The organism is Microbacterium sp. 2FI, from assembly GCF_005502885.1.
In the GTDB taxonomy this organism is placed as follows: Bacteria; Actinomycetota; Actinomycetes; order Actinomycetales; family Microbacteriaceae; genus Microbacterium.
In genome coordinates, this window is the sequence record NZ_SCMR01000023.1 from 30,937 (window position 1) to 51,320 (window position 20,384).

Here is a 20,384-nt window from a genome sequence, read left to right on the forward strand (position 1 = left end):
CGTGGATCCCGGCACTGCGAGGGTGACGCGTTCATCCTACTGAGGGGCAACACCGCGCGGCGGGGGTTGCTTCCCTCTGTGACGTGCCGTAAAGGCGCGGAAACTCAGTCTTCGAGGCCTGCGGGCACGGCCGACTCGGTGCCGGGGATGCCGTCGGTCTCGGCCTTCTTGTCGGCCATCGCGAGGAGGCGACGGATGCGACCGGCGACGGCATCCTTGGTCAGCGGCGGGTCGGCATGGTGGCCGAGTTCGTCGAGGCTCGCATCGCGGTGCGCGAGGCGCAGATCGCCGGCCTCACGAAGATGGTCGGGCACCTCGTCGCCGAGGATCTCGAGGGCGCGCTCGACGCGGGCGCACGCGGCGACTGCGGCCTGCGCCGACCGGCGGAGGTTCGCGTCGTCGAAGTTCACGAGGCGGTTGACGCCGGCGCGCACCTCACGGCGCTGGCGCATCTGGTCCCATTCGGCGGCGGCGCGCTCGGCGCCCATCGCCGACAGTGCCGCGCGGATCGCCTCACCCTCGCGCACGACGACGCGGGGCACGCCGCGCACTTCGCGGGCTTTGGCCGGGATGCCGAGGCGATGCGCCGCGCCGACGAGCGCCATCGCGGCCTCGGGGGCCGGGCAGGTGATCTCGAGCGCCGCGGAGCGACCCGGCTCGCTCAGGGACCCGGCGGCGAGGAACGCGCCGCGCCAGATCGCGGCGAGATCGCCGCGGGAGCCGGTCGTGAGCTTGTTGGGGAGGCCGCGCACCGGCCGACGGCGCTGGTCGAGCAGACCGGTCTGTCGCGCGAGGGTCTCGCCGCCCTCGATCACGCGCACGGCGTAGTGGCTGCCGCTGCGGGTGCCCGAGCCCTGGACGTGGACCAGCTCGGGCCTCACGCCGTACAGCTCGACGAGGTCGCGGGCGACGCGTCGGCCCAGCACATCGGAGTCGAGCTCGGCCTCGACGGCCACCCGGTTCGCGATCGAGTGAAGCCCGCCGGAGAACCGCAGGAGCGAGGTGAGCTCGGCCACACGAGCGGTCGGGCGGGGGTCGCGCACAGTGATGAGCTCGGCCTTCACGTCGGCGGTCAGCGACACGGGTCTCCTCGCGGTGTGGGGTGGGGAACGAGGGTCAAGCCTACTCGCGCAGGCGCGTCACTCGCGGCCCAGGTCGCGATCCTTCACCCGCACCGCGATCCCCGGTGCGTCGGCCAGGCGCGTCGCGAGCTCACGCGCCATCACCACCGAGCGGTGCTTGCCGCCGGTGCAGCCGATCGCGATCACCGAGTGCCGCTTGTTCTCTCGCTGGTATCCGGCGATCACGGGGAGCATCGCCGCGGCGTACGCGTCGATGAATTCGAGCGCCCCGGCCTGGGCGAGAACGTAGTCGCGGACGCCCTCGTCCTCACCGGTCAATGCGCGCAGGTCCTCGTTCCAGAACGGGTTCGGCAGGAATCGCATGTCTGCCACGAGGTCGGCGTCGGGCGGCAGCCCGTACTTGAACCCGAAGCTCATGATCGTGAGCAGATGACGGGCAGCGCCCTCGTCGCGGAAGAGCTCCGCCACCTGCGTCGCGAGCTGGTGGATGTTGTGCGACGACGTGTCGATGATGAGGTCGGCGCTCTCGCGCACGGCGGCGAGGCGGTCGCGCTCTCGACGGATGCCGTCGAGGATCGTGCCGTCGCCCTGCAGCGGGTGCGGGCGACGGACCGCCTCGAACCGGCGGACGAGCACCTCGTCGGAGGCGTCGAGGAACAGCAGGCGGATCTGACGGCGCTCGCGAAGGGCACGCATCGCCTCGGGCAGGTCTGCGAACAGATCGCGTCCGCGCACATCGACGACGACCGCGACCTTGGGGAGGGACTCCCCCGCGAGCTCGGTGAGGTCGAGCAGCGGCCGCAGCATCTGCGGCGGGAGGTTGTCGACGACGTACCAGTCGAGGTCTTCGAGCGCGTTCGCCGCCGTCGACCGCCCGGCGCCCGACATCCCCGTGACGATCAGCACTTCGCCGGCTTCTCGGCGCTCCGCGTCGTTCATGACCACCCCCGTCGGGTTCAGCCTACCCATCCGACAGATGCGCGTGGATCGCGGCTGCGAGCTTGGGGCCGACGCCGGGGAGCTCGGCGATCTCGTCCGGCGTCGCACGCTTGAGCCCTGCCACCGAGCCGAAGTGGCGCAGCAGCGCCTTGATCCTCGCGTCGCCGAGACCGGGAATCTCGGCGAGCACCGACTGGATGTCGCGCTTGCGTCGACGTCGCTGGTGGGTGATGGCGAACCGATGCGCTTCGTCGCGGAGCCGCTGCAGCAGATACAGAGCCTCGGACGTGCGGGGAAGGATGACGGGATACTCCTCCCCCGGCATCCACACCTCCTCGAGTCGCTTCGCGATGCCGCACAGTGCGATCTCCTCGTGGCCGGCATCGCGCAGCGCCCGGGCGGCAGCCTCGACCTGCGGCTTGCCGCCGTCGACGACGAGCAGCTGCGGACGGTACGCGAAGCGCGGTCGGCGCCGGGCTGTGACGACGACCTCGCCGTCGGCGGTCACGTCGGGCTCGGCATCCGCCTCGACCTCCTCGGGCCGATCGAGGTACGCGAGCCGGCGGAGGAGCACCTGGTGGAGCGAGTCGGTGTCGTCGGTGGTCTCGGCCACGCCGAACGAGCGGTACTGGTCCTTGCGCGGCAGCCCGTCCTCGAACACGACCATGGATGCCACGACGTTGGTGCCTGAGAGGTGAGACACGTCGAAGCACTCGATGCGCAGCGGAGCTTCGAGAAGACCCAGCGCGTCCTGCAGGTCGGTGAGCGCCTGTGTGCGTGCTACGTAATCGCTCGTCCGCCTCGTCTTGTGCAGCACGAGCGCCTGCTGGGCGTTGAGGCTGGCGGTGCGCATGAGGTCGGCCTTGCGGCCTCGCTGGGCGATCTGGATCGTGACCCCGCGGCCGCGGCGATCGCGCAGCCACGCCTCGAGTTCGGCGGCGTCGTCGGGCATGACCGGAACGAGGACCTGCTTGGGGATATCTGCGGGTGCGGCGTTGCCGTACGTGCGCTGCAGCACCTGGTCGACCAGGTCGCCGCCCGTGATGTCGAGCTCCTTCTCGATCGTCGTCGCCCGAACACCGCGCACGCGACCGCCGCGGATCACGAAGTGCTGCACCGTGGCGGCCAGCTCGTCCTCTGCGATGCCGAAGAGGTCGGCGTCGGTGTCGGCGGCGAGGACGAGCGCGCTCTTGCTGAGCACCGCATCGATCGCCTGCAGCTTGTCACGGAAGCCCGCGGCTGCCTCGTAGTCCATCGCCGCAGACGCTTCGCGCATGCGGGCGGTGAGCGTCTTCGTGAATCGTTGGTCGCCGCCCGAGAGGAACGCGACGAAGTCGTCGACGATCGCCCGATGGTCCTCGATCGAGACCTTCATCGAGCACGGACCGCCGCACCGGCCGATCTGGCCTGGGAAGCACGGGCGTCCGGTCGCCATCGCCTTGCGATACGACGCGTCGCTGCACGTGCGGATCGGGAAGACCTTGATCATGAGGTCGATCGTGTCGTGCACGGCCCAGACCTTCGGGTAGGGCCCGAAGTACTTCGCGCCCGGGATCCGCCGGTTGCGCGTGACGATCACGCGCGGCGCCTCGTCGGCGAGGGTCACAGCGAGGAACGGGTACGACTTGTCGTCCTTGTAGCGGACGTTGAAGGGCGGATCGAACTCCTTGATCCACATGTACTCGAGCTGGAGCGAGTCGACGTCGCTGGCGACGACGGTCCATTCGACGGACGCCGCGGTGAGCACCATCCGCCGCGTGCGCTCATGAAGGGTGTGGAGGGGCGCGAAGTAGTTCGACAGCCGCGAGCGGAGGTTCTTCGCCTTTCCGACGTAGAGCACGCGACCGTCACGATCACGGAATCTGTAGACGCCGGGGTTCGTGGGGATCTCGCCCGGCCGCGGCTTGTACGCGAGCTGGTCGGCCATGCCTGTCAGCCCGCTTTGCGGACTGCGGGCGTCGCCAGCACCTCCGCGAGGAACATGCCGGTGTGGCTGCCCTCGGCGCGGGCGACGACCTCGGGAGTGCCGGTGGCGACGATCTCGCCGCCGCCGGAGCCGCCCTCGGGGCCGAGGTCGATGATCCAGTCCGCCGACTTGATGACGTCGAGGTTGTGCTCGATGACGATGACCGTGTTGCCCTTCTCGACGAGGCTGTTCAGCACCTCGAGGAGGCGCGCGACGTCTTCGAAGTGCAGACCTGTCGTCGGCTCATCGAGCACGTAGACGCTGCGGCCGTTGCTGCGGCGCTGGAGCTCGGTCGCGAGCTTGACGCGCTGCGCCTCACCGCCCGAGAGCGTCGTCGCCGACTGGCCGAGTCGCACGTAGCCGAGGCCGACGTCGACGAGAGTCTTCAGGTACCGGTGGATCGCCTGGATCGGCTCGAAGAACTCGGCCGCCTCGGCGATCGGCATCTCGAGCACCTCGGCGATGTTCTTGCCCTTGTAGTGCACCGACAGCGTGTCGCGGTTGTAGCGTTTGCCGTGGCACACCTCGCAGTCGACGTAGACATCGGGCAGGAAGTTCATCTCGATCTTGATCGTGCCGTCGCCGGAGCACGCTTCGCAGCGGCCGCCCTTGACGTTGAAGCTGAACCGGCCGGGCTGATAGCCGCGCGCCTTCGCCTCGGGGGTTTCGCTGAAGAGCGTCCGCACCCGGTCGAAGACGCCCGTGTACGTGGCGGGGTTCGATCGCGGTGTGCGGCCGATCGGTGCCTGGTCGACGTGGACGACCTTGTCGAGGTCGTCGGTCCCGGTCACGCGCGTGTGCTTGCCCGCGACGCGTCGCGCACCGTTGAGGCGGTTGGCGAGCACCTCGTAGAGGATGCCGTTCACGAGCGACGACTTGCCCGACCCGCTCACGCCGGTGACCGCGGTGAGCACGCCGATCGGGAACTCGGCCGTGACGTTGCGCAGGTTGTTCTCGCGCGCCCCGACGACGGTGATGAGGCGCTTCCGGTCGATGCGCCGACGCTTGGCGGGGGTCGGGATCGCACGGCGCCCGGCGAGGTAGTCGCCCGTGATGGATCCGCTCTCGGCGAGGAGCTCGGCGAGAGGACCGGAGTGCACGACGTTGCCGCCGTCGACGCCCGCGCGCGGGCCGATGTCGACGATCCAGTCGGCGGCATGGATGGTCTCTTCGTCGTGCTCGACGACGATCAGGGTGTTGCCGAGGTCACGCAGCGTGACGAGCGTCTCGATGAGGCGCCGGTTGTCGCGCTGATGAAGCCCGATCGACGGCTCGTCGAGCACGTACAGCACGCCGGTCAGGCCCGACCCGATCTGCGTCGCGAGGCGGATGCGCTGGGCCTCGCCGCCCGACAGCGAGCCTGCCGACCGACTGAGGCTCAGGTAGTTGAGGCCGACCTGCAGCAGGAAGTTCAAGCGTGCACGGATCTCGCGCAGCACCTGCGCGGCGATCTTCGCCTCGCGCTCGGTGAGTTCGAGCGTCGCGAAGTACTCGTGCGCGTCGGCGAGGCTCAGGCGCGAGGCGTCGGCGATCGAGTGGCCGTGGACGAGGACGGCGAGAACCTCGGGCTTGAGGCGTGCGCCGTCGCACGCCGAGCACGGCACCTCGCGCAGGTACTCGGACCAGCGCTGGCGTTGCGCGTCGGAGTCGGCCTGGATGTATTGGCGCTCGATGTAGGGCACGACGCCCTCGAAGCCCGACGAGTATCGCATCTCACGGCCGTAGCGGTTCTTCCACTTGACCGTCACCTTGTAGTTCTCGCCGCGCAGCACTGCGTCCTGCACATCGACCCGAAGGTCGCGCCACGGGGTGTCGAGCGAGAAGTTGAGGTCGGCGGCGAGCCCCTCGAGGAGCCGCTCGTAGTACTGGAAGAGCCCCTTGCCCTGCGTGGTCCACGGAATGAGGACGCCTTCGCGGATCGACAGCTCGTCGTCGCCGAGCATGAGCTCGACGTCGACCGACATGCGCGTGCCGAGGCCCGAGCATGTGGGGCACGCGCCGAAGGGCGCATTGAACGAGAACGTTCGCGGCTCGATCTCGGTCAGGTGCAGCGGGTGGCCGTTCGGGCACGCGAGCTTCTCGGAGAAGGACTGCCATGCGGCATCCCCCTCTTCATCGACGAAGTTGACCTGCACGATGCCGCCCGCGAGCCCGAGCGCCGTCTCGACCGAGTCGGTGACGCGGCTGAGGATGTCGGAGCTGGCCACAAGGCGGTCGACGACGACGGCGATGTCGTGCTTGTAGCTCTTCTTGAGCACCGGCGGCTCTGCCAGCTGAATGAGGTCGCCGTCGACGACGGCGCGCGCGTAGCCCTTGGCCGAGAGCTCTTTGAAGAGGTCGACGAACTCGCCCTTCTTCTGCGTGACGACAGGCGCGACGATCTGGTACCGCGTGCGCTCGGGCAGCTCCATCAGCTGGTCGGCGATCTGCTGCACGGTCTGGCGCTGGATGACCTCGCCGCACTCCGGGCAGTGGGGCACGCCGATGCGCGCCCACAGCAGACGCATGTAGTCGTGGATCTCGGTGATCGTGCCGACCGTGGAGCGCGGGTTGCGGTTGGTCGACTTCTGGTCGATCGAGACCGCGGGGCTGAGTCCTTCGATGAAGTCGACGTCGGGACGGTCTACCTGCCCGAGGAACTGCCGGGCGTAGGCGCTGAGCGATTCGACGTAGCGGCGTTGGCCTTCGGCGAAGATCGTGTCGAACGCGAGACTGGACTTGCCCGAGCCGGAGAGCCCCGTGAAGACGACGAGGGAATCGCGCGGGATGTCGAGATCCACGTTCTTCAGATTGTGGACGCGAGCACCCCGAACCGACAGTGTTCCGCTCGTGTGGGCATGCGATGAGACGGGGACGATGGGCACCCGACAAGTCTAGGCGGGGGCTCCGACACCGGCTCCGACACCGGACTCGACGCCGCCGCCGGAACGGCCTCCCGCGAAACGCGCCAGCGCATCGCGCAGCCGGACGACCTCGGCGACGTCCATGCCGACCCGCTCCATGATCTGCCTCGGAACGTCGAGGGCGGCATCCCGCAGCGCTCGTCCTTCGTCGGTCAGCGAGATGTCGAGCACACGCTCGTCGTCGCTGCGTCGCGAACGGCGGACGCGCCCCTGCGTCTCGAGCCGTTTGATCAGGGGCGAGAGTGTGGCGGGCTCCATCGCGAGCTCGCCCGCAAGCTCGCCGAGCGATCGCGGCGACTGCTCCCAGAGCGCCAGCATCACGAGGTACTGCGGATGCGTGAGTCCCAGCGGCTCGAGCACCGGCCGGTACACCGACACCACATTTCGCGCCGCGGTCACCACGGCGAAGCAGAGCTGATTCTCGAGCGCGAGCGGGTCGTCCGTCATGACGGCATCCTATCGTCCACTAATCATTAGTACACTAATCTTCATGACCGAGAATCGGATGCCGCTGCGCAAGCGCGTGAAAGAGGCGGGCGGCTGGTACGCCTACCTCAATGCGAACCTCATCCGCCTGGCGGGACCCGCCGCGGTCGGGCCGTACGAGTCGACTCCCCCACCCTCGGCCGCCGAGCGCGCCGAGCGCTCGTGCCCGCTGTGCGGTGCGCCGATGACCGCGCATGAATTCGATCGCTCCGGACCCAAGCCGATCATGCACTGCCCCTGACGCGGCGTCGCCACCACGCGCAGCGACCCCGGACGAATATCGTCCGGGGTCGCTGCGATCAGAGGAGTCTCAGGGCGCGGTGACGTTCAGCGTGAACGAGGTGGTCGTCCCGGTGGGAGCCACCGACACCTGGAACGTCGTCGGACCGCTCGCACCCGCCGGAATCGCGACGCTGACCGCGGCGGTTCCGACCTCGTCCGTGGTCGGCGTGAAGTCCGTGTCGACCGGTGCGCTGCCGACGGTCGCGCCGCCCGAGGTGACGAGCACGTTGAGCGCGTCCGGCTCGTCACGTGTGAAGTCCAGCGACGACATGTTCACCAGGACGGTCGATCCTGCAGCGACCGTGGTCCCGCCGGCCACGTTCACGCCGACCGCCCGCTGCCCGAGGTCGATCGCAGCCGTGCCGAACGCGTCGAACCAGTCGACCATCGACTCGAGATCGACCTTGCCGCTGTCTGCCTTGCCGGTCCCCGAGCGGAACGTCGTGAAGTTGTCGCCGCCGGTGGAGAGGAAGGAGTTGACGCCGACGACGTACGGCGCCGCCGGGTCGATCGCGACACCGTCGAGCCACATCTGGGTGATACGCGCCCCGGGAGCCCCGAGCGGGTCATAGGTGTACGTGAACCCGGCGCTGACCCCGAGCTTGAGGAACGGCCGCGATGCGCCGGCGGGCTGCCACTGCTCCTCGAGCACGCTCTTGATCTGAGCGCCCGTGAGCGTCATCGACACCAGCGTGTTCGCGAACGGCTGCACGGCGGCCGCCTCGGCGTACGTGACCTCGCCCGACGCAAGGTCGGCGCGCAGTCCGCCGGGGTTCATGAAGGCGATCTGAACCCCGCGATCCTGATCGGCGTTGAGCGACCACTTCTGCACGTCGGCGACGAAGTTGCCGAGCGTCGACTCGCCGCCGCGGTTCTCGGGGAACGACTCCCCCGCGACCGGCGTCTTGAAGATCGCGCGCCCGAAGTTCGCTGCGGCACTGCCGAGCTCGACACTGCCCAGCACCTTCGCGACGTTCGTCGCCTCGGTGACGATCGGAACGAGCACGGGGTCGGGTTCGGCGAGATAGGCAGTGACGTTGCCGCTCGCATCGAAGGCGGTCGCCATCGTGTACACGGTGTTCTCCATCGCGGTGATCTTCTCGGACTTGGTGTCCCAGCTGATCTCCATGTTCGAGAAGCGCTCGCCGTACTGGCCGGACGAGATGACCGGGCGACCGTCGATCACGTGGTTGTACGCGAGGTGCGTGTGACCCGAGACGATCGCATCGATGTCGTCGTCCGCGTTCAGCACGATCTGGCCGAACCGCGTGCTCGCGTCGGTCGCCGAGGCGATGTCGGTGGTCGCGGCGCCCTCGTGGACGAGCAGCACGATGATGTCGGCCTCGCCGTTGCCCTCGTCGCCGTCGCTGAGCTCTCCGGCGACGCGGTTGGCGGCCTCGACCGGGCTGCCGACCGAGATGTCCTCGATCCCCCCGGGGCTCACGAGCGACGGAAGCTCGTCGGTGACGGCTCCGACGAAGCCGATGCGCACGGCCTTCTTCTTCTCGCGGACCTCGGTGATCCAGTACTCCGGCAGCGCGGGATCTTCCGTGCCCTTGTGGTAGACGTTCGCCCCCAGGTACTCCCAGTCGGCGAGCGGGATGACGCGGTCGGTGAGGTCGGCGAAGCCCCTGTCGAACTCGTGGTTGCCCACCGAGCTCACGTCGAGACCGGCGGCGTTGAGCGCGTCGATCGTGGGGACGTCGTCCTGGATGAAGGAGGTGAAGGTCGAAGCCCCGATCATGTCGCCTGCGGCGGCGAAGATCGTGTTCGGGTTCTCGGCGCGGAGCGCGTTCACGGCGCCGGAGAGCCGCGCGATGCCCGCGATCGCGCCGGACTGCTCGATGCGCCCGTGGAAGTCGTTGACGGTCACCAGATTGATGTCGATCATCCGCCCGAAGGCGTTGCCCGGAGGGGCGCTGGGCGGCGCGGCCTGTGCGGGCACGACGGCACCGAGCGCGAGGGCGAGGGTTGCTGCGCCGGCGAGTGCTCCTGCCGCCACTCGACGTCTGGTTCGTGCGGATGCCGTTGTGCTGGTCGCACCGGGCGTGGGTAGCTGCATTGCGTGATCTCCTTCATTCGGGCAAGGGTGCCTTCGAAGCTAACCCGAGGGGTCACGGGAAGGAAGGCGCGCCGCCGAGTCCTCACACACCCCTCACGAAGTGGATGCGAACCCGACACCGGCCGGCAATGTTCTGCGCCCGCGGCCACTCACGCGTGGCCGGCGCGCTCCATGGCGCGCAGCTCCTTCTTGAGGTCCTGCACCTCGTCGCGCAGGCGTGCCGCGAGCTCGAACTTGAGCTCGCCCGCGGCGGCGAGCATCTGATCGCTCAGGTCGGAGATCGTCGCCTCGAGCTGCTGAGCCCCCTCGGCGGCGATGCCCGTGCGGCGCAGATTCGGCGTCGGCGCCTTGCCCTTGCCCGACGCTCCGCTGCGATTGCGACTGAGCATCGCCTTGGTGTCGGCGCCCTCGCGCGCGAGCGCGTCGGTGATGTCGGCGATCTTCTTGCGCAGCGGCTGCGGATCGATGCCGTGCTCGAGGTTGTAGGCGACCTGCTTCTCACGGCGGCGGTCGGTCTCGTCGATGGCCTTGCGCATCGAGTCGGTGACGGTGTCGGCGTACATGTGCACCTCGCCTGAGACGTTGCGGGCGGCACGGCCGATCGTCTGGATGAGCGATGTTCCCGACCGCAGGAACCCCTCCTTGTCGGCATCCAGGATCGACACGAGCGAGACTTCGGGCAGATCGAGGCCCTCACGGAGCAGGTTGATGCCGACGAGCACGTCGTAGACGCCCGCCCGCAGTTCGCTCAGCAGCTCGACGCGGCGAAGGGTGTCGACGTCGGAGTGCAGATAGCGCACGCGCACGCCGTGCTCGCCGAGGAAGTCGGTGAGCTCTTCGGCCATCTTCTTCGTGAGGGTCGTCACGAGCACGCGCTCGTCACGGTGGGCGCGCACGCGGATCTCTTCGAGCAGGTCGTCGATCTGACCCTTGGAGGGCTTGACGACGATGTGCGGGTCGACGAGCCCGGTCGGGCGGATGATCTGCTCGACGACGCCGTCGGCGATGCCCATCTCGTAGCGCCCGGGCGTCGCCGACAGGTAGACGGTCTGCCCGACGCGGTTCTTGAACTCGTCCCACCGCAGCGGCCTGTTGTCGAGCGCGCTCGGCAGGCGGAAGCCGTGCTCGACGAGCGTGCGCTTGCGCGACGCGTCGCCCTCGTACATCGCCCCGATCTGCGGAACCGTCACGTGCGACTCGTCGATGACCATGAGGAAGTCGTCGGGGAAGAAGTCGAGCAGCGTGTGCGGCGGCTCGCCGGGTGAGCGGCCGTCGAGGTGGCGCGAGTAGTTCTCGATGCCCGAGCAGAATCCGAGCTGCTGCAGCATCTCGAGGTCGAAGGTGGTGCGCATGCGCAGCCGCTGTGCTTCCAGCAGCTTGTTCTGCCGCTCGAGGTCTTTCAACCGGTCGGCGAGCTCGTCCTCGATCGTGCCGATCGCGCGGTGGACGGTCTCGGTGCCGGCGACGTAGTGCGACGCCGGGAAGATCGGCACCGCATCGAGCTTCTGCACGACGTCGCCCGTGAGCGGATGCAGCATGTACAGCGCCTCGATCTCGTCGCCGAACAGCTCGACGCGGATCGCGTACTCCTCGTACACGGGGATGATCTCGATCGTGTCGCCGCGGACGCGGAAGTTGCCGCGCGAGAAGTCGACGTCGTTGCGGTTGTACTGCATCGCGATGAACTTGCGGATGAGGGCGTCGCGGTCGTAGCGCTCGCCGACCTGCAGCGCGACCATCGCCCGCATGTACTCCTCGGGGGCGCCGAGGCCGTAGATGCACGAGACGGTGCTCACCACGATCACGTCGCGGCGCGAGAGCAGCGAGTTCGTCGTCGAGTGGCGCAGCCTCTCGACCTCGGCGTTGACCGACGAGTCCTTCTCGATGAAGGTGTCGGTCTGCGGGACGTACGCCTCGGGCTGGTAGTAGTCGTAGTAGCTGACGAAGTACTCGACCGCGTTGTTCGGCATGAGCTCGCGGAACTCGTTGGCCAGCTGCGCCGCCAGCGTCTTGTTGTGCGCGAGGACGAGCGTCGGGCGCTGCACCGCCTCGACCAGCCAGGCCGTGGTCGCAGACTTGCCGGTGCCGGTCGCGCCCAGGAGCACCACGTCGGTCTCACCCGCGTTGATGCGCGCCGCGAGCTCGGCGATCGCGTGCGGCTGATCCCCCGAGGGGACGTAGTCGCTGACGACCTCGAAAGGGCGGACGGAACGTGTGGGCTGCACTCGTCCAGCGTAGGCGAGGGCTCCGACACCGGGGCCGGAGGTCAGCCGCCGAAGCCTCCGCCGCCGTCGAAGCCGCCGCTCTCCGTCGAGCCGAAGCTCTCGCCCACCCAGCCGGGCTCGGAGGCGATGACCATCGACCCCGCTCCGACCGTGAAGTAGCTCGTGATCGCAGCGGAGAAGAGGAAGTTGTTCGCGACGAGCGCCATGACTCCCGCGCTCGCGAGCACATCCCGCGAGTCGACGCCGTCTCGCGGGTCGACCGCGACGCTCGTCGCCGTAGCCGCGGCAGGAGCTGCCGACGCGTTCTCGGCCCGCTTCGCGCGGTGCTCCTCGGCCCGGCGGATGAGCCGCGCGAGCAGCACAGGGTCATCGGATGCCGCCGACTTCTCGTCCTCGGCCATGAACGGCTTCAGCTGCTCGAGCATCTCGCGCCGCCGGTCGGCGGGAAGGTCCTTGAAGGCGGTCGCGTGCGCGCTCTCGATGACGGATGCCGGGAGCGTCCCCAGCAGATACACGTAGCGCGACATGCGCTCTTCCTCGCTGAGCGCCCGGTACGGCGACTTCTTGCGTCGGAACCTCGAGAGCATCCCCATGTCGCACCTCCGTCGTGCTGTCACGCCCTTCTGCGTGGTGTGCTCAGGATACGCCCGATGTCCGCTCCCGGACCCGGCGCGGGAGCTCCGCCCAGAGGGCGTCCACCCGCCCGAGGGTGTCGTCGATGGTGCCCGAGGTGTCGATGACGACGTCGGCGATCGCGAGCCGCGCGTCGTCGTCGACCTGAGACGCGATGCGGGCTGCGGCATCCGCTTCGCTCATCCCGCGTATCTCCACCAGGCGGCGCCGGCGGACCTCGACCGGCGCTTGGGCGACGATGATCAGCTCCCACGGGTCGCCGACGCGGGCTTCGACCAGCAGAGGCACGTCGTAGACCACGACCGCGTCGGCGTCGGCGGCGAAGGCCTCTGCGAACCGGCGGGCGGACTCCGCTTGCACCGCGGGGTGCACGATGGCGTTGAGTCGAGAGACGGCGTCGGCGTCGCCGAACACGCGGGAGCCGAGGCCGGCGCGGTCGAGCGAGCCGTCGGGCCGCAGCATCCGCTCCCCGAACTCCGCCGCGATCGCAGCCAGCACCGGCGAGCCGGGGGCCTGCACGTCTCGCACGATCCGGTCGGCGTCGACGACGACGGCACCGTGCTCGGCGAGACGGCGGGCGATCGTGGACTTGCCCGAGGCGATACCGCCGGTGAGTGCGACGAGAGGCATGCAACGAGGATGCCACGGTGCGACCTCCTCGTGTCGCGGTGAACTTCAGCGTCTCCTGAGTTCGACCTGAGGGTCGCCTGAGGCCGCCGCGCTAGCGTCGGGAGCACCCGAAGGAGATGGTTCCGTTCGAACGGCACCGAGGAGGTGCGGACGTGAGGATCGACTCCCGTACGACGGAGGCGGCGATCGTGGGGGCGACCGCCGGCACCGTTCGTGCATCGGACACGCGCGGACGGCGAGGCCTGGGGACCTGCCTCGCCATCCGCGCGGCCTCTCGCTCCGGGCGGGGGTGGAAGCGGGGTGCTCTGGGGGCTTCCCGCTTCCGCCTCACCCGGCGCGACGGCGCATCGCGCTGCGTCGGCATCTGACGTGAGCACCGCCGAGCGGCGGTTCCAGACCGCGTTCTGGGATATCCTGACCGACATCCGCGAGCCGACCGTCATCTCACCGGCTCGGGAGGGTGAGTCGGTGGACGAAGAACGCATCGCAGTCGTGATCGAGGACGAGGAAGACATCCGGTCGCTCCTGTCCACTGTGCTGGCGCAGGCCGGATTCACGGTGCACGGCGCCGCCGACGGCGAGTCCGGCGTCGAACTCGTCCGCCGGCATCAGCCGATCGTGACGACACTCGACGTGAACATGCCGGGCATGGACGGGTTCGAGGCGGCCAAGCGCATCCGTGCCGTCAGCACCACCTACATCGTGATGCTGAGCGCGCGTACCGAGGAGATCGATGCGTTGCAGGGGCTCGAGGCCGGCGCCGACGACTACGTCTCGAAGCCGTTCCGGCCACGCGAGCTGCGCGCGCGCATCGACGCGATGCTGCGGCGTCCGCGACAGCACCTCGCCGCACCGTCGCCCGCCGCACCGGCGACGATGGCGGAGTCGGTCGCCCCGCCGACGACGTGGCTGGAGCACCAGGGGCTGCGCCTGAACCCCGCGACCCGCATCGCGACCGTCGACGACCTCGAACTCGAGCTCACCCGCAGCGAGTTCGACATCCTGGCGGATCTGCTGACCGCCGGCCGGCGCGTCCGCGGAAAGTCCGACCTCGCGCTGATGCTCCGCGGCGAGACCTACACCGGCGCCGAATTCGTCAGCGACAGCGACGCCCGCGCAATCGAGGTGCACGTCGCGAACCTGCGCCGCAAGCTCGGCGAGTCCCCCGCCGCCCCCCGTTGGATCGAGACGGTACGGGGCGTCGGCTATCGGCTCACGGCGCCGTAGCGACGACAGGCACGGATGCCGCTACTCGTCGTCCCCGACGAGCACCGACGATTCGACGCTGACCGCCGCGCGGCTCGCAGCGTCTCGCGCGACCTGCACGAGCGCGTCGGGCTCGTAGCCGACGGCATCGGAGAGCGCGACTCCGACGCCGACCACGGGGATCACGCCCCCGCCGACACGGCCGAGGTCGTCGAACAGACCGCGATAGATCACGGCCGCCTGACGACGCGCCTGCGCGGGCGCGTCGACGACGACGCCCACGAGGAGTCCGGTGGGTCCGTCTTCGGCGACGAGGGCGTTCGAGGGCGCATGGCGGCGCACGCCGGTGCGCCACGTCTCGGTGACGGCGCGGGCCACCTCGCTTCCGAATGCCGTCGAGATCTGCTCGAGGTCGTCGACGCGCACGGCGACGACGCCGACGAGCTCCGAGCGCCAGCGCGCGCGGGCGCACAGCTCGGCCATCGCGGTCGCGAACTCCTCGGATGAGAGGATGCCGTCGCGCGGCGCATTGAATCCGGTGGGATTCAGATACCCGCGCATCGGGGCGCGCGTCGCTCGCAGCACCGAGGTCGACACGACCGCGACGATCGTGAGGGTGATCGTCAGCAGGCTCGTGCTGACGGTGCCGAACGCCTGCTGGAAGAGCGAGCTGTCGGGCCCCGAGGTGACGAAGGCCGTGGTGCGCGAGACGTAGAACAGCGACTGGAACCCCAGCACGGCCCCGAGCACCCACGCCGTCTTCGAGTCGCGGAGCTCGCCGCGCAGGCACTCCACCGCACCGAAGCCGGCGAACACCAGCAGCGGGACGAACATCCAGAGGGCTCCCGCCCAGTCGCCGCCGTCGGGTCCTTCGACGATCACGGCGATCGCGGCGGCGAGCACCGCCGTGGCCACGAGGAACGACGACCACCCCATCGCGCGATCGTTGAAGCGACGGCATCCGAGCCACATGCATCCCGTCCCCGCGACGAACGCGCCGTTGCCCACCGCGACCGCCCACCACGCATCCGGCGACTGCGCCCAGATGACGTACGCGAGGGTCGTGAGCATCGCGGCGAGGAACGCGAGGGCCCACACACGACCCGCGCCCTCGTCGCGGCGCAGGAGCGTCTCGACGATGAACAGGATGCCGCTGACGTTGATGACGAGAGCCGTGACGACGAGCACACTCGCGATCTCGAGGTTCATGAGGTGGATCCTTCTGCGGGTGCGTCGGGTGCGTCGGGAGAGGATGCCGGGAGCTTGACGACGAAGGTCGAGCCGACGCCCGGCGAGGAGTGCAGGCCGAGCTCGCCGCCGTGGGCGCGCACGATGTCGCGCGTGATGGCGAGGCCGAGCCCGGTGCCGGCGCGGCGCGGGGCGCCGGCCTGGTAGTAACGCTGGAACAGGCGGGATCGGTCGGCTTCGCTGATGCCGACGCCGGTGTCGCGGACGAGGATCCAGCTCGAGGTGCCGTCGGTCGTCGTTCCGACGAAGACCGTGCCGCCGTCGCGGTTGTAGGCGATCGCGTTCGAGAGCAGGTTGTCGATCACCTGGCGGATGCGCAGGGGGTCGGCCCACAGCATCGCCTCTTCGAGCCCTCCGGTGTCGATGGTGATCGCGCGGCTCTGCGCCCGCGGCATCAGAGCTTCGACGGAGGCATGGACCACATCGCGCGCGTCGAGGGAGCGGGGCGCGATCGACGCCTCCACCGACGACGACGACGAACTCGACGCGGCGAGGATGTCTGCGACGATCCGCAGCAGTCGCTCGGCGTTGCGCTCGGCGATGTCGAGGTTCGCCCGCACGTGGTCGGGCACGTCCGGGTCCTCGATCGCGAGATCGAGGTAGCCGAGGATCGAGGTGAGCGGCGTCCGCAGCTCATGCGAGACGGAGGCGACCAGATCGTCGCGGGCGCGGAGGGCGGTGAGCTCGGAGGTGACATCGCGCGAGACGACGACGGCGCCGACATCCGTCCCCGACGAGTCGGTGAGGCGACGCGCGGTGATGCTGAGTGCCTGGCGGGGGCCGGGCTCGATGCCGAACCACACGAGCTGACTCTCGAAGGCCTCACCGCGCAGCGCGCGCTCGAGCGGAAGCTCGTCGGCGGGGAGGCGCGTCACGCCGTCGTCGCGGAACGCGGGTGGTGCGGCATCCTCGTCATCGTCTCCGACCGCGTGCTGGAGGCGAGCGTGGGCTTCATTCGTGACCGCGATGTTCCCGTCGGCGGTGACCCGGATCACGCCGAAGTCGACGGCATCGAGCACCTCGGTGACGACCTGCTCCTGGCGCCTCGTGCGCTCGAGCACGCGGCCGAGGAGCCGCGCCTGTTTCGCGAGGAGGGTCCGCTGGGCGTCGGAGCGACGGGCGTTGAGGTGGCTCGTCACCGCCACCGCGAACAGGACGAGCGGCACGAGGAGCGTCGAATACGTGACCTGCGATGCGCTGATCGCCATCAGCACGCTCACGATGCCGGCGACGGAGACGATCACCGCGAACATGCCGAGGAGCCCGAACCCCGACGCGAGCCACGTCGTGGGGAAGATCCACAGGAGTCCGAACGCAGAACCGGGAGCGGCGATCTGCATCATCGTGATCGCCACGATGTCGATCGCGGGGACGACGGCGACCCAGCCGAACGGGATCCGGTTCCAGGGGATCACGAGCGTCGCGCCGGTCACGACGAAGATGACGACGACACCGGTGAAGAGCAGCACCTCGTCGCCCTCGAACGGCCCGAGCGCGATCAGGACGCCGAGGGCGAAGACCACCGTCCCCAGCAGCAGCTGGTTGAGGGTCGCGGTGCGGGCGCGCGTCCGGTCGACGAAGTCGTCGCGCAGCCACGCCGTGCGCGTGCGCTGGGTGCGGACCGCATCGCTGTGCGGCCGCGGGTTCGGTGCGACGGACATATGGCGACGGTAACGGATGCCGGGCCTTTCGGCGCGGTGCCTCAGCCGCGGAGGGCGATCGCCTCGCTCGTCCAGCGTCGGAAGAGGTCCCACGGATCGTCGACCCCGGCCGCGACGACCGCGACATGCGCGCGCAGATCGTCGGAGAAGCGGAACCATTCGGTGCGTGCGAAGCGGTCTGCGGCGAAATGCGCATGCCGTCGCTGCTCGAGCGCGCGATCGCCGCGCTCGAAGGCGAGGAGCTCGTCGTGCCAGATCGCGCCGAATCGCTGCCGCGGGTTCGCGGTCGTGCCGATCTTCACCCGGTCGGCGACGCGCAGGTAGTACACGACGTCGACGCGGGGTGGTGCCAGCTCGCCGTCGACGACCTCGCCGTGGCGCCACTCGCAGCTCGCGCAGATCCATCCCGACGGATAGCGGATGCCGGTGCGCGACCCGCACAGGCGACACGGCGACGGCAGGACGTCGACGACGCCGTGCTCACGGACGGCCCACTCGGCAGCCTCGGCGAAATGGCCGTCGCACAGCGCGATCGGCGCATCGGCGGACACGGTGCCACGGCATCCGTCGCCCATCTCAATGCACGAACGAGGGAATCCAGAAGCGTCATCGGGCACGCCTCGACGGTAGCCGGGGGGAACGACACAGGGTCGGAGCCCGAAGGCTCCGACCCTGTGTGGTGTTCAGCTGCGGATCAGCGACCCGAGAGCTTCTCGCGGAGAGCCGCGAGTGCCTCGTCGTCGGCGAGGGTGCCGCCGCCGGTGCTCTCCGAAGAGAACGAGGACGAGCCGGCCTCGACGGCCGGTGCGTTCGCCTCGGCCTCGAGGGCCTTGGCGACGGCTGCCTTGTGAGCCTCCCAGCGGCCCTGGGCAGCGGCGTACTCCTGCTCCCACTTCTCGCGCTGGGTGTCGAAGCCCTCGAGCCAGGCGTTGGTCTCGGGGTCGAAGCCCTCGGGGTACTTGTACTCGCCGTTCTCGTCGTACTCCGTGACCATGCCGTACAGGGCCGGGTCGAACTCGGTGCCGAAGGGGTCGACCGACTCGTTCGCCTGCTTGAGCGAGAGCGAGATGCGGCGACGCTCGAGGTCGATGTCGATGATCTTGACGAAGACCTCTTCGCCGACCGAGACGACCTGCTCCGCGAGCTCGACGTGCTTGCCCGAGAGCTCCGAGATGTGCACGAGGCCCTCGATGCCGTCGGCGACGCGGACGAACGCACCGAACGGAACGAGCTTGGTGACCTTGCCCGGAGCGACCTGGCCGATGGCGTGGGTGCGGGCGAAGACCTGCCACGGGTCCTCCTGCGTCGCCTTGAGCGAGAGCGACACGCGCTCACGGTCGAGGTCGACCTCGAGGATCTCGACGGTGACTTCCTGACCGACCTCGACGACCTCGGACGCGTGCTCGATGTGCTTCCACGAGAGCTCCGAGACGTGGACGAGACCGTCGACGCCACCGAGGTCGACGAACGCACCGAAGTTGACGATCGACGAGACGGTGCCCTTGCGGACCTGGCCCTTGTGGAGGTTGTTGAGGAACGTGGTGCGGGACTCCGACTGCGTCTGCTCGAGCAGCGCGCGGCGCGAGAGCACGACGTTGTTGCGGTTCTTGTCGAGCTCGAGGATCTTCGCCTCGATCTCCTGGCCGAGGTACGGCGTCAGATCGCGAACACGGCGCAGCTCGATGAGCGAAGCCGGGAGGAAGCCGCGGAGGCCGATGTCGACGATGAGACCGCCCTTGACGACCTCGATGACCGAACCGGTGACGACACCGTCGGTCTCCTTGATCTTCTCGACGTCGCCCCACGCACGCTCGTACTGAGCACGCTTCTTGGAGAGGATCAGACGGCCTTCCTTGTCCTCCTTCTGGAGAACAAGCGCCTCGACCTCGTCGCCGACCTTGACGACCTCGTTGGGGTCGATGTCGTGCTTGATCGAAAGCTCGCGCGAGGGGATGACGCCCTCGGTCTTGAAGCCGACGTCGAGGAGGACCTCGTCGCGGTCGACCTTCACGACGGTGCCCTCGATGAGGTCTCCGTCGTTGAAGGACTTGATGGTCAGTTCGACCGCGGCCAGGAAGTCTTCAGCGGATCCGATGTCGTTGATCGCGACCTGCTTGGTGGCCGTGGCGGTCGTTGCGGTAGTCATGTAGTGGGTTGTCCTTGTTGGGTTGAGGGTCTCGGGCTTCGGCCTTCATCGGCGGGCCGGCCGCGCGAGCGCGAACGGATGCCTCGAGCCGAAGCGAAGCGGATTGTTTGATGCGATGTCACAGACGAGACGGCGCGAACCGCATCGAGGCGTGGCTGTAGAGCCACATGAATGACACTCCAGAGTAGCAGAATGCGGGGTTCAGCGGGGCAGGTCGATCGGCGCCGTGGTCGTGCGATCGGGGTCGTACGGCGGAATCGGCTCGGTCAGCTGCTCGCCGCGGAGTTCTGCCAGCCGCTCGTCCTCACGACGGCGCGCTCCGGCGAGCCACTCCCAGCCGCCGGGCGCGTCGGAAGCGGTCCGCGTCGGCGCAGGCGGCAGCGGCGGCCGTGCGACCCGGGGCGACGGCGACTGGTCGGCGACGAACCCGCGCAGGCCGGACTGCTGGATCACCCGCTGGATGGTCAGGCCCCTCCCGTCGGGATCGCCGACGTAGCGGATCTCGCGGAGCCCCTGCGACTGCGCCGCCGACTCGAAGATGAAGTGCCCGTAGCCGAAGATGCGGCCGACGAGCGGCTTGTGCACGGAGATGTCGAGGATGCGCGCGAGGGGCATGGTCGCGATCCGCTGCGACAGGATGCCGTGCACGCGGAACACGCGCATGTTGGTGATGACGAAGCGATTCATGCGCTGCTCGAGGATGCGCCACGACGCGTGCAGGATCACGCCGACGCCGACGAGCGCAGGAAGCCACCAGACCACCGGCGGAACGACCGTCGCCAGCAGGGTGACGAGCATTCCCGCGCCGAGCTCGAGGGTCGCGGCGACGACGGCTGCCCAGTGCTTGCGCACTTCGTCGATGACGACCTCGCCCTGATCGGCGATCAGGTGCCGCTCGATCCGGGGATCGAACAC

16 protein-coding genes are annotated in these 20,384 nt (G+C 69.1%); 2 read left to right on the plus strand and 14 right to left on the minus strand.

Annotation, left to right across the window (positions count from 1 at the left end; all coding sequences use genetic code 11):
* Positions 1–104: 104 nt before the first annotated feature.
* The 5 genes from whiA to FFS15_RS15690 are packed head-to-tail and all read right to left on the minus strand — an operon-like array spanning position 105 to position 7,337.
* Positions 105–1,082, minus strand: a complete 978-nt coding sequence (gene whiA / locus FFS15_RS15670; protein ID WP_137845985.1) for a DNA-binding protein WhiA — start codon at positions 1,080–1,082, stop codon at positions 105–107.
* Between the two features lie 57 nt (positions 1,083–1,139).
* A complete protein-coding gene (gene rapZ / locus FFS15_RS15675; protein ID WP_137845986.1) occupies positions 1,140–2,021 on the minus strand; it encodes an RNase adapter RapZ in 882 nt (293 codons plus the stop codon).
* Positions 2,022–2,043: 22 nt separating this feature from the next.
* The gene (uvrC, locus tag FFS15_RS15680; protein ID WP_137845987.1) at positions 2,044–3,948 is read right to left on the minus strand and encodes an excinuclease ABC subunit UvrC; all 1,905 of its coding nucleotides are present in this window, start codon (positions 3,946–3,948) and stop codon (positions 2,044–2,046) included.
* A 5-nt stretch (positions 3,949–3,953) separates the two neighbouring features.
* Positions 3,954–6,851 carry an excinuclease ABC subunit UvrA gene (gene uvrA / locus FFS15_RS15685; RefSeq protein ID WP_137845988.1) on the minus strand — a complete coding sequence of 966 codons (2,898 nt, stop codon included), beginning with the start codon at positions 6,849–6,851 and terminating at the stop codon, positions 3,954–3,956.
* Positions 6,852–6,860: 9 nt separating this feature from the next.
* Positions 6,861–7,337 carry a MarR family transcriptional regulator gene (locus FFS15_RS15690; protein ID WP_137845989.1) on the minus strand — a complete coding sequence of 159 codons (477 nt, stop codon included), beginning with the start codon at positions 7,335–7,337 and terminating at the stop codon, positions 6,861–6,863.
* Between the two features lie 43 nt (positions 7,338–7,380).
* Here FFS15_RS15690 and FFS15_RS15695 point away from each other — a divergent pair, with 43 nt between their 5' ends.
* Positions 7,381–7,617, plus strand: a complete 237-nt coding sequence (locus tag FFS15_RS15695) for a hypothetical protein (RefSeq protein ID WP_171013234.1) — start codon at positions 7,381–7,383, stop codon at positions 7,615–7,617.
* A gap of 69 nt (positions 7,618–7,686) precedes the next feature.
* Here the strand turns inward: FFS15_RS15695 and FFS15_RS15700 are convergent, their stop codons facing one another.
* The 4 genes from FFS15_RS15700 to coaE form a co-directional block, all read right to left on the minus strand.
* Entirely contained in the window at positions 7,687–9,720 is a 2,034-nt protein-coding gene (locus FFS15_RS15700; RefSeq protein ID WP_212743179.1) for a bifunctional UDP-sugar hydrolase/5'-nucleotidase, read from the minus strand.
* Between the two features lie 149 nt (positions 9,721–9,869).
* Positions 9,870–11,945: an excinuclease ABC subunit UvrB gene (gene uvrB / locus FFS15_RS15705; RefSeq protein ID WP_137845990.1), complete on the minus strand. Its 2,076-nt coding sequence runs from the start codon at positions 11,943–11,945 to the stop codon at positions 9,870–9,872.
* 41 nt (positions 11,946–11,986) lie between these two features.
* Positions 11,987–12,538 (minus strand): hypothetical protein, encoded by a 552-nt coding sequence (locus FFS15_RS15710; RefSeq protein WP_137845991.1) that lies wholly within the window; start codon positions 12,536–12,538, stop codon positions 11,987–11,989.
* A gap of 43 nt (positions 12,539–12,581) precedes the next feature.
* Positions 12,582–13,208: a dephospho-CoA kinase gene (gene coaE, locus FFS15_RS15715; RefSeq protein ID WP_137845992.1), complete on the minus strand. Its 627-nt coding sequence runs from the start codon at positions 13,206–13,208 to the stop codon at positions 12,582–12,584.
* Between the two features lie 414 nt (positions 13,209–13,622).
* On the opposite strand from coaE, the gene FFS15_RS15720 reads away from it, so the two are divergent.
* Positions 13,623–14,435, plus strand: coding sequence for a response regulator transcription factor (locus FFS15_RS15720; protein WP_249354124.1), 813 nt, complete (start codon positions 13,623–13,625; stop codon positions 14,433–14,435).
* Between the two features lie 21 nt (positions 14,436–14,456).
* Here the strand turns inward: FFS15_RS15720 and FFS15_RS15725 are convergent, their stop codons facing one another.
* The 5 genes from FFS15_RS15725 to FFS15_RS15745 all read right to left on the minus strand — a co-directional run bounded on the left by FFS15_RS15725 (position 14,457) and on the right by FFS15_RS15745 (position 20,384).
* Entirely contained in the window at positions 14,457–15,623 is a 1,167-nt protein-coding gene (locus FFS15_RS15725) for a hypothetical protein (RefSeq protein WP_137845993.1), read from the minus strand.
* Positions 15,620–17,323, minus strand: coding sequence for an ATP-binding protein (locus FFS15_RS15730; protein ID WP_137845994.1), 1,704 nt, complete (start codon positions 17,321–17,323; stop codon positions 15,620–15,622). The genes FFS15_RS15725 and FFS15_RS15730 overlap by 4 nt, the downstream gene beginning before the upstream one ends.
* Before the next feature lie 41 nt (positions 17,324–17,364).
* Positions 17,365–17,898 carry a GIY-YIG nuclease family protein gene (locus tag FFS15_RS15735; RefSeq protein WP_137846011.1) on the minus strand — a complete coding sequence of 178 codons (534 nt, stop codon included), beginning with the start codon at positions 17,896–17,898 and terminating at the stop codon, positions 17,365–17,367.
* A 119-nt stretch (positions 17,899–18,017) separates the two neighbouring features.
* The gene (gene rpsA, locus FFS15_RS15740; protein ID WP_137845995.1) at positions 18,018–19,469 is read right to left on the minus strand and encodes a 30S ribosomal protein S1; all 1,452 of its coding nucleotides are present in this window, start codon (positions 19,467–19,469) and stop codon (positions 18,018–18,020) included.
* Between the two features lie 201 nt (positions 19,470–19,670).
* On the minus strand, positions 19,671–20,384 hold the full coding sequence (locus FFS15_RS15745; protein WP_137845996.1) for a PH domain-containing protein: 714 nt from the start codon (positions 20,382–20,384) through the stop codon (positions 19,671–19,673).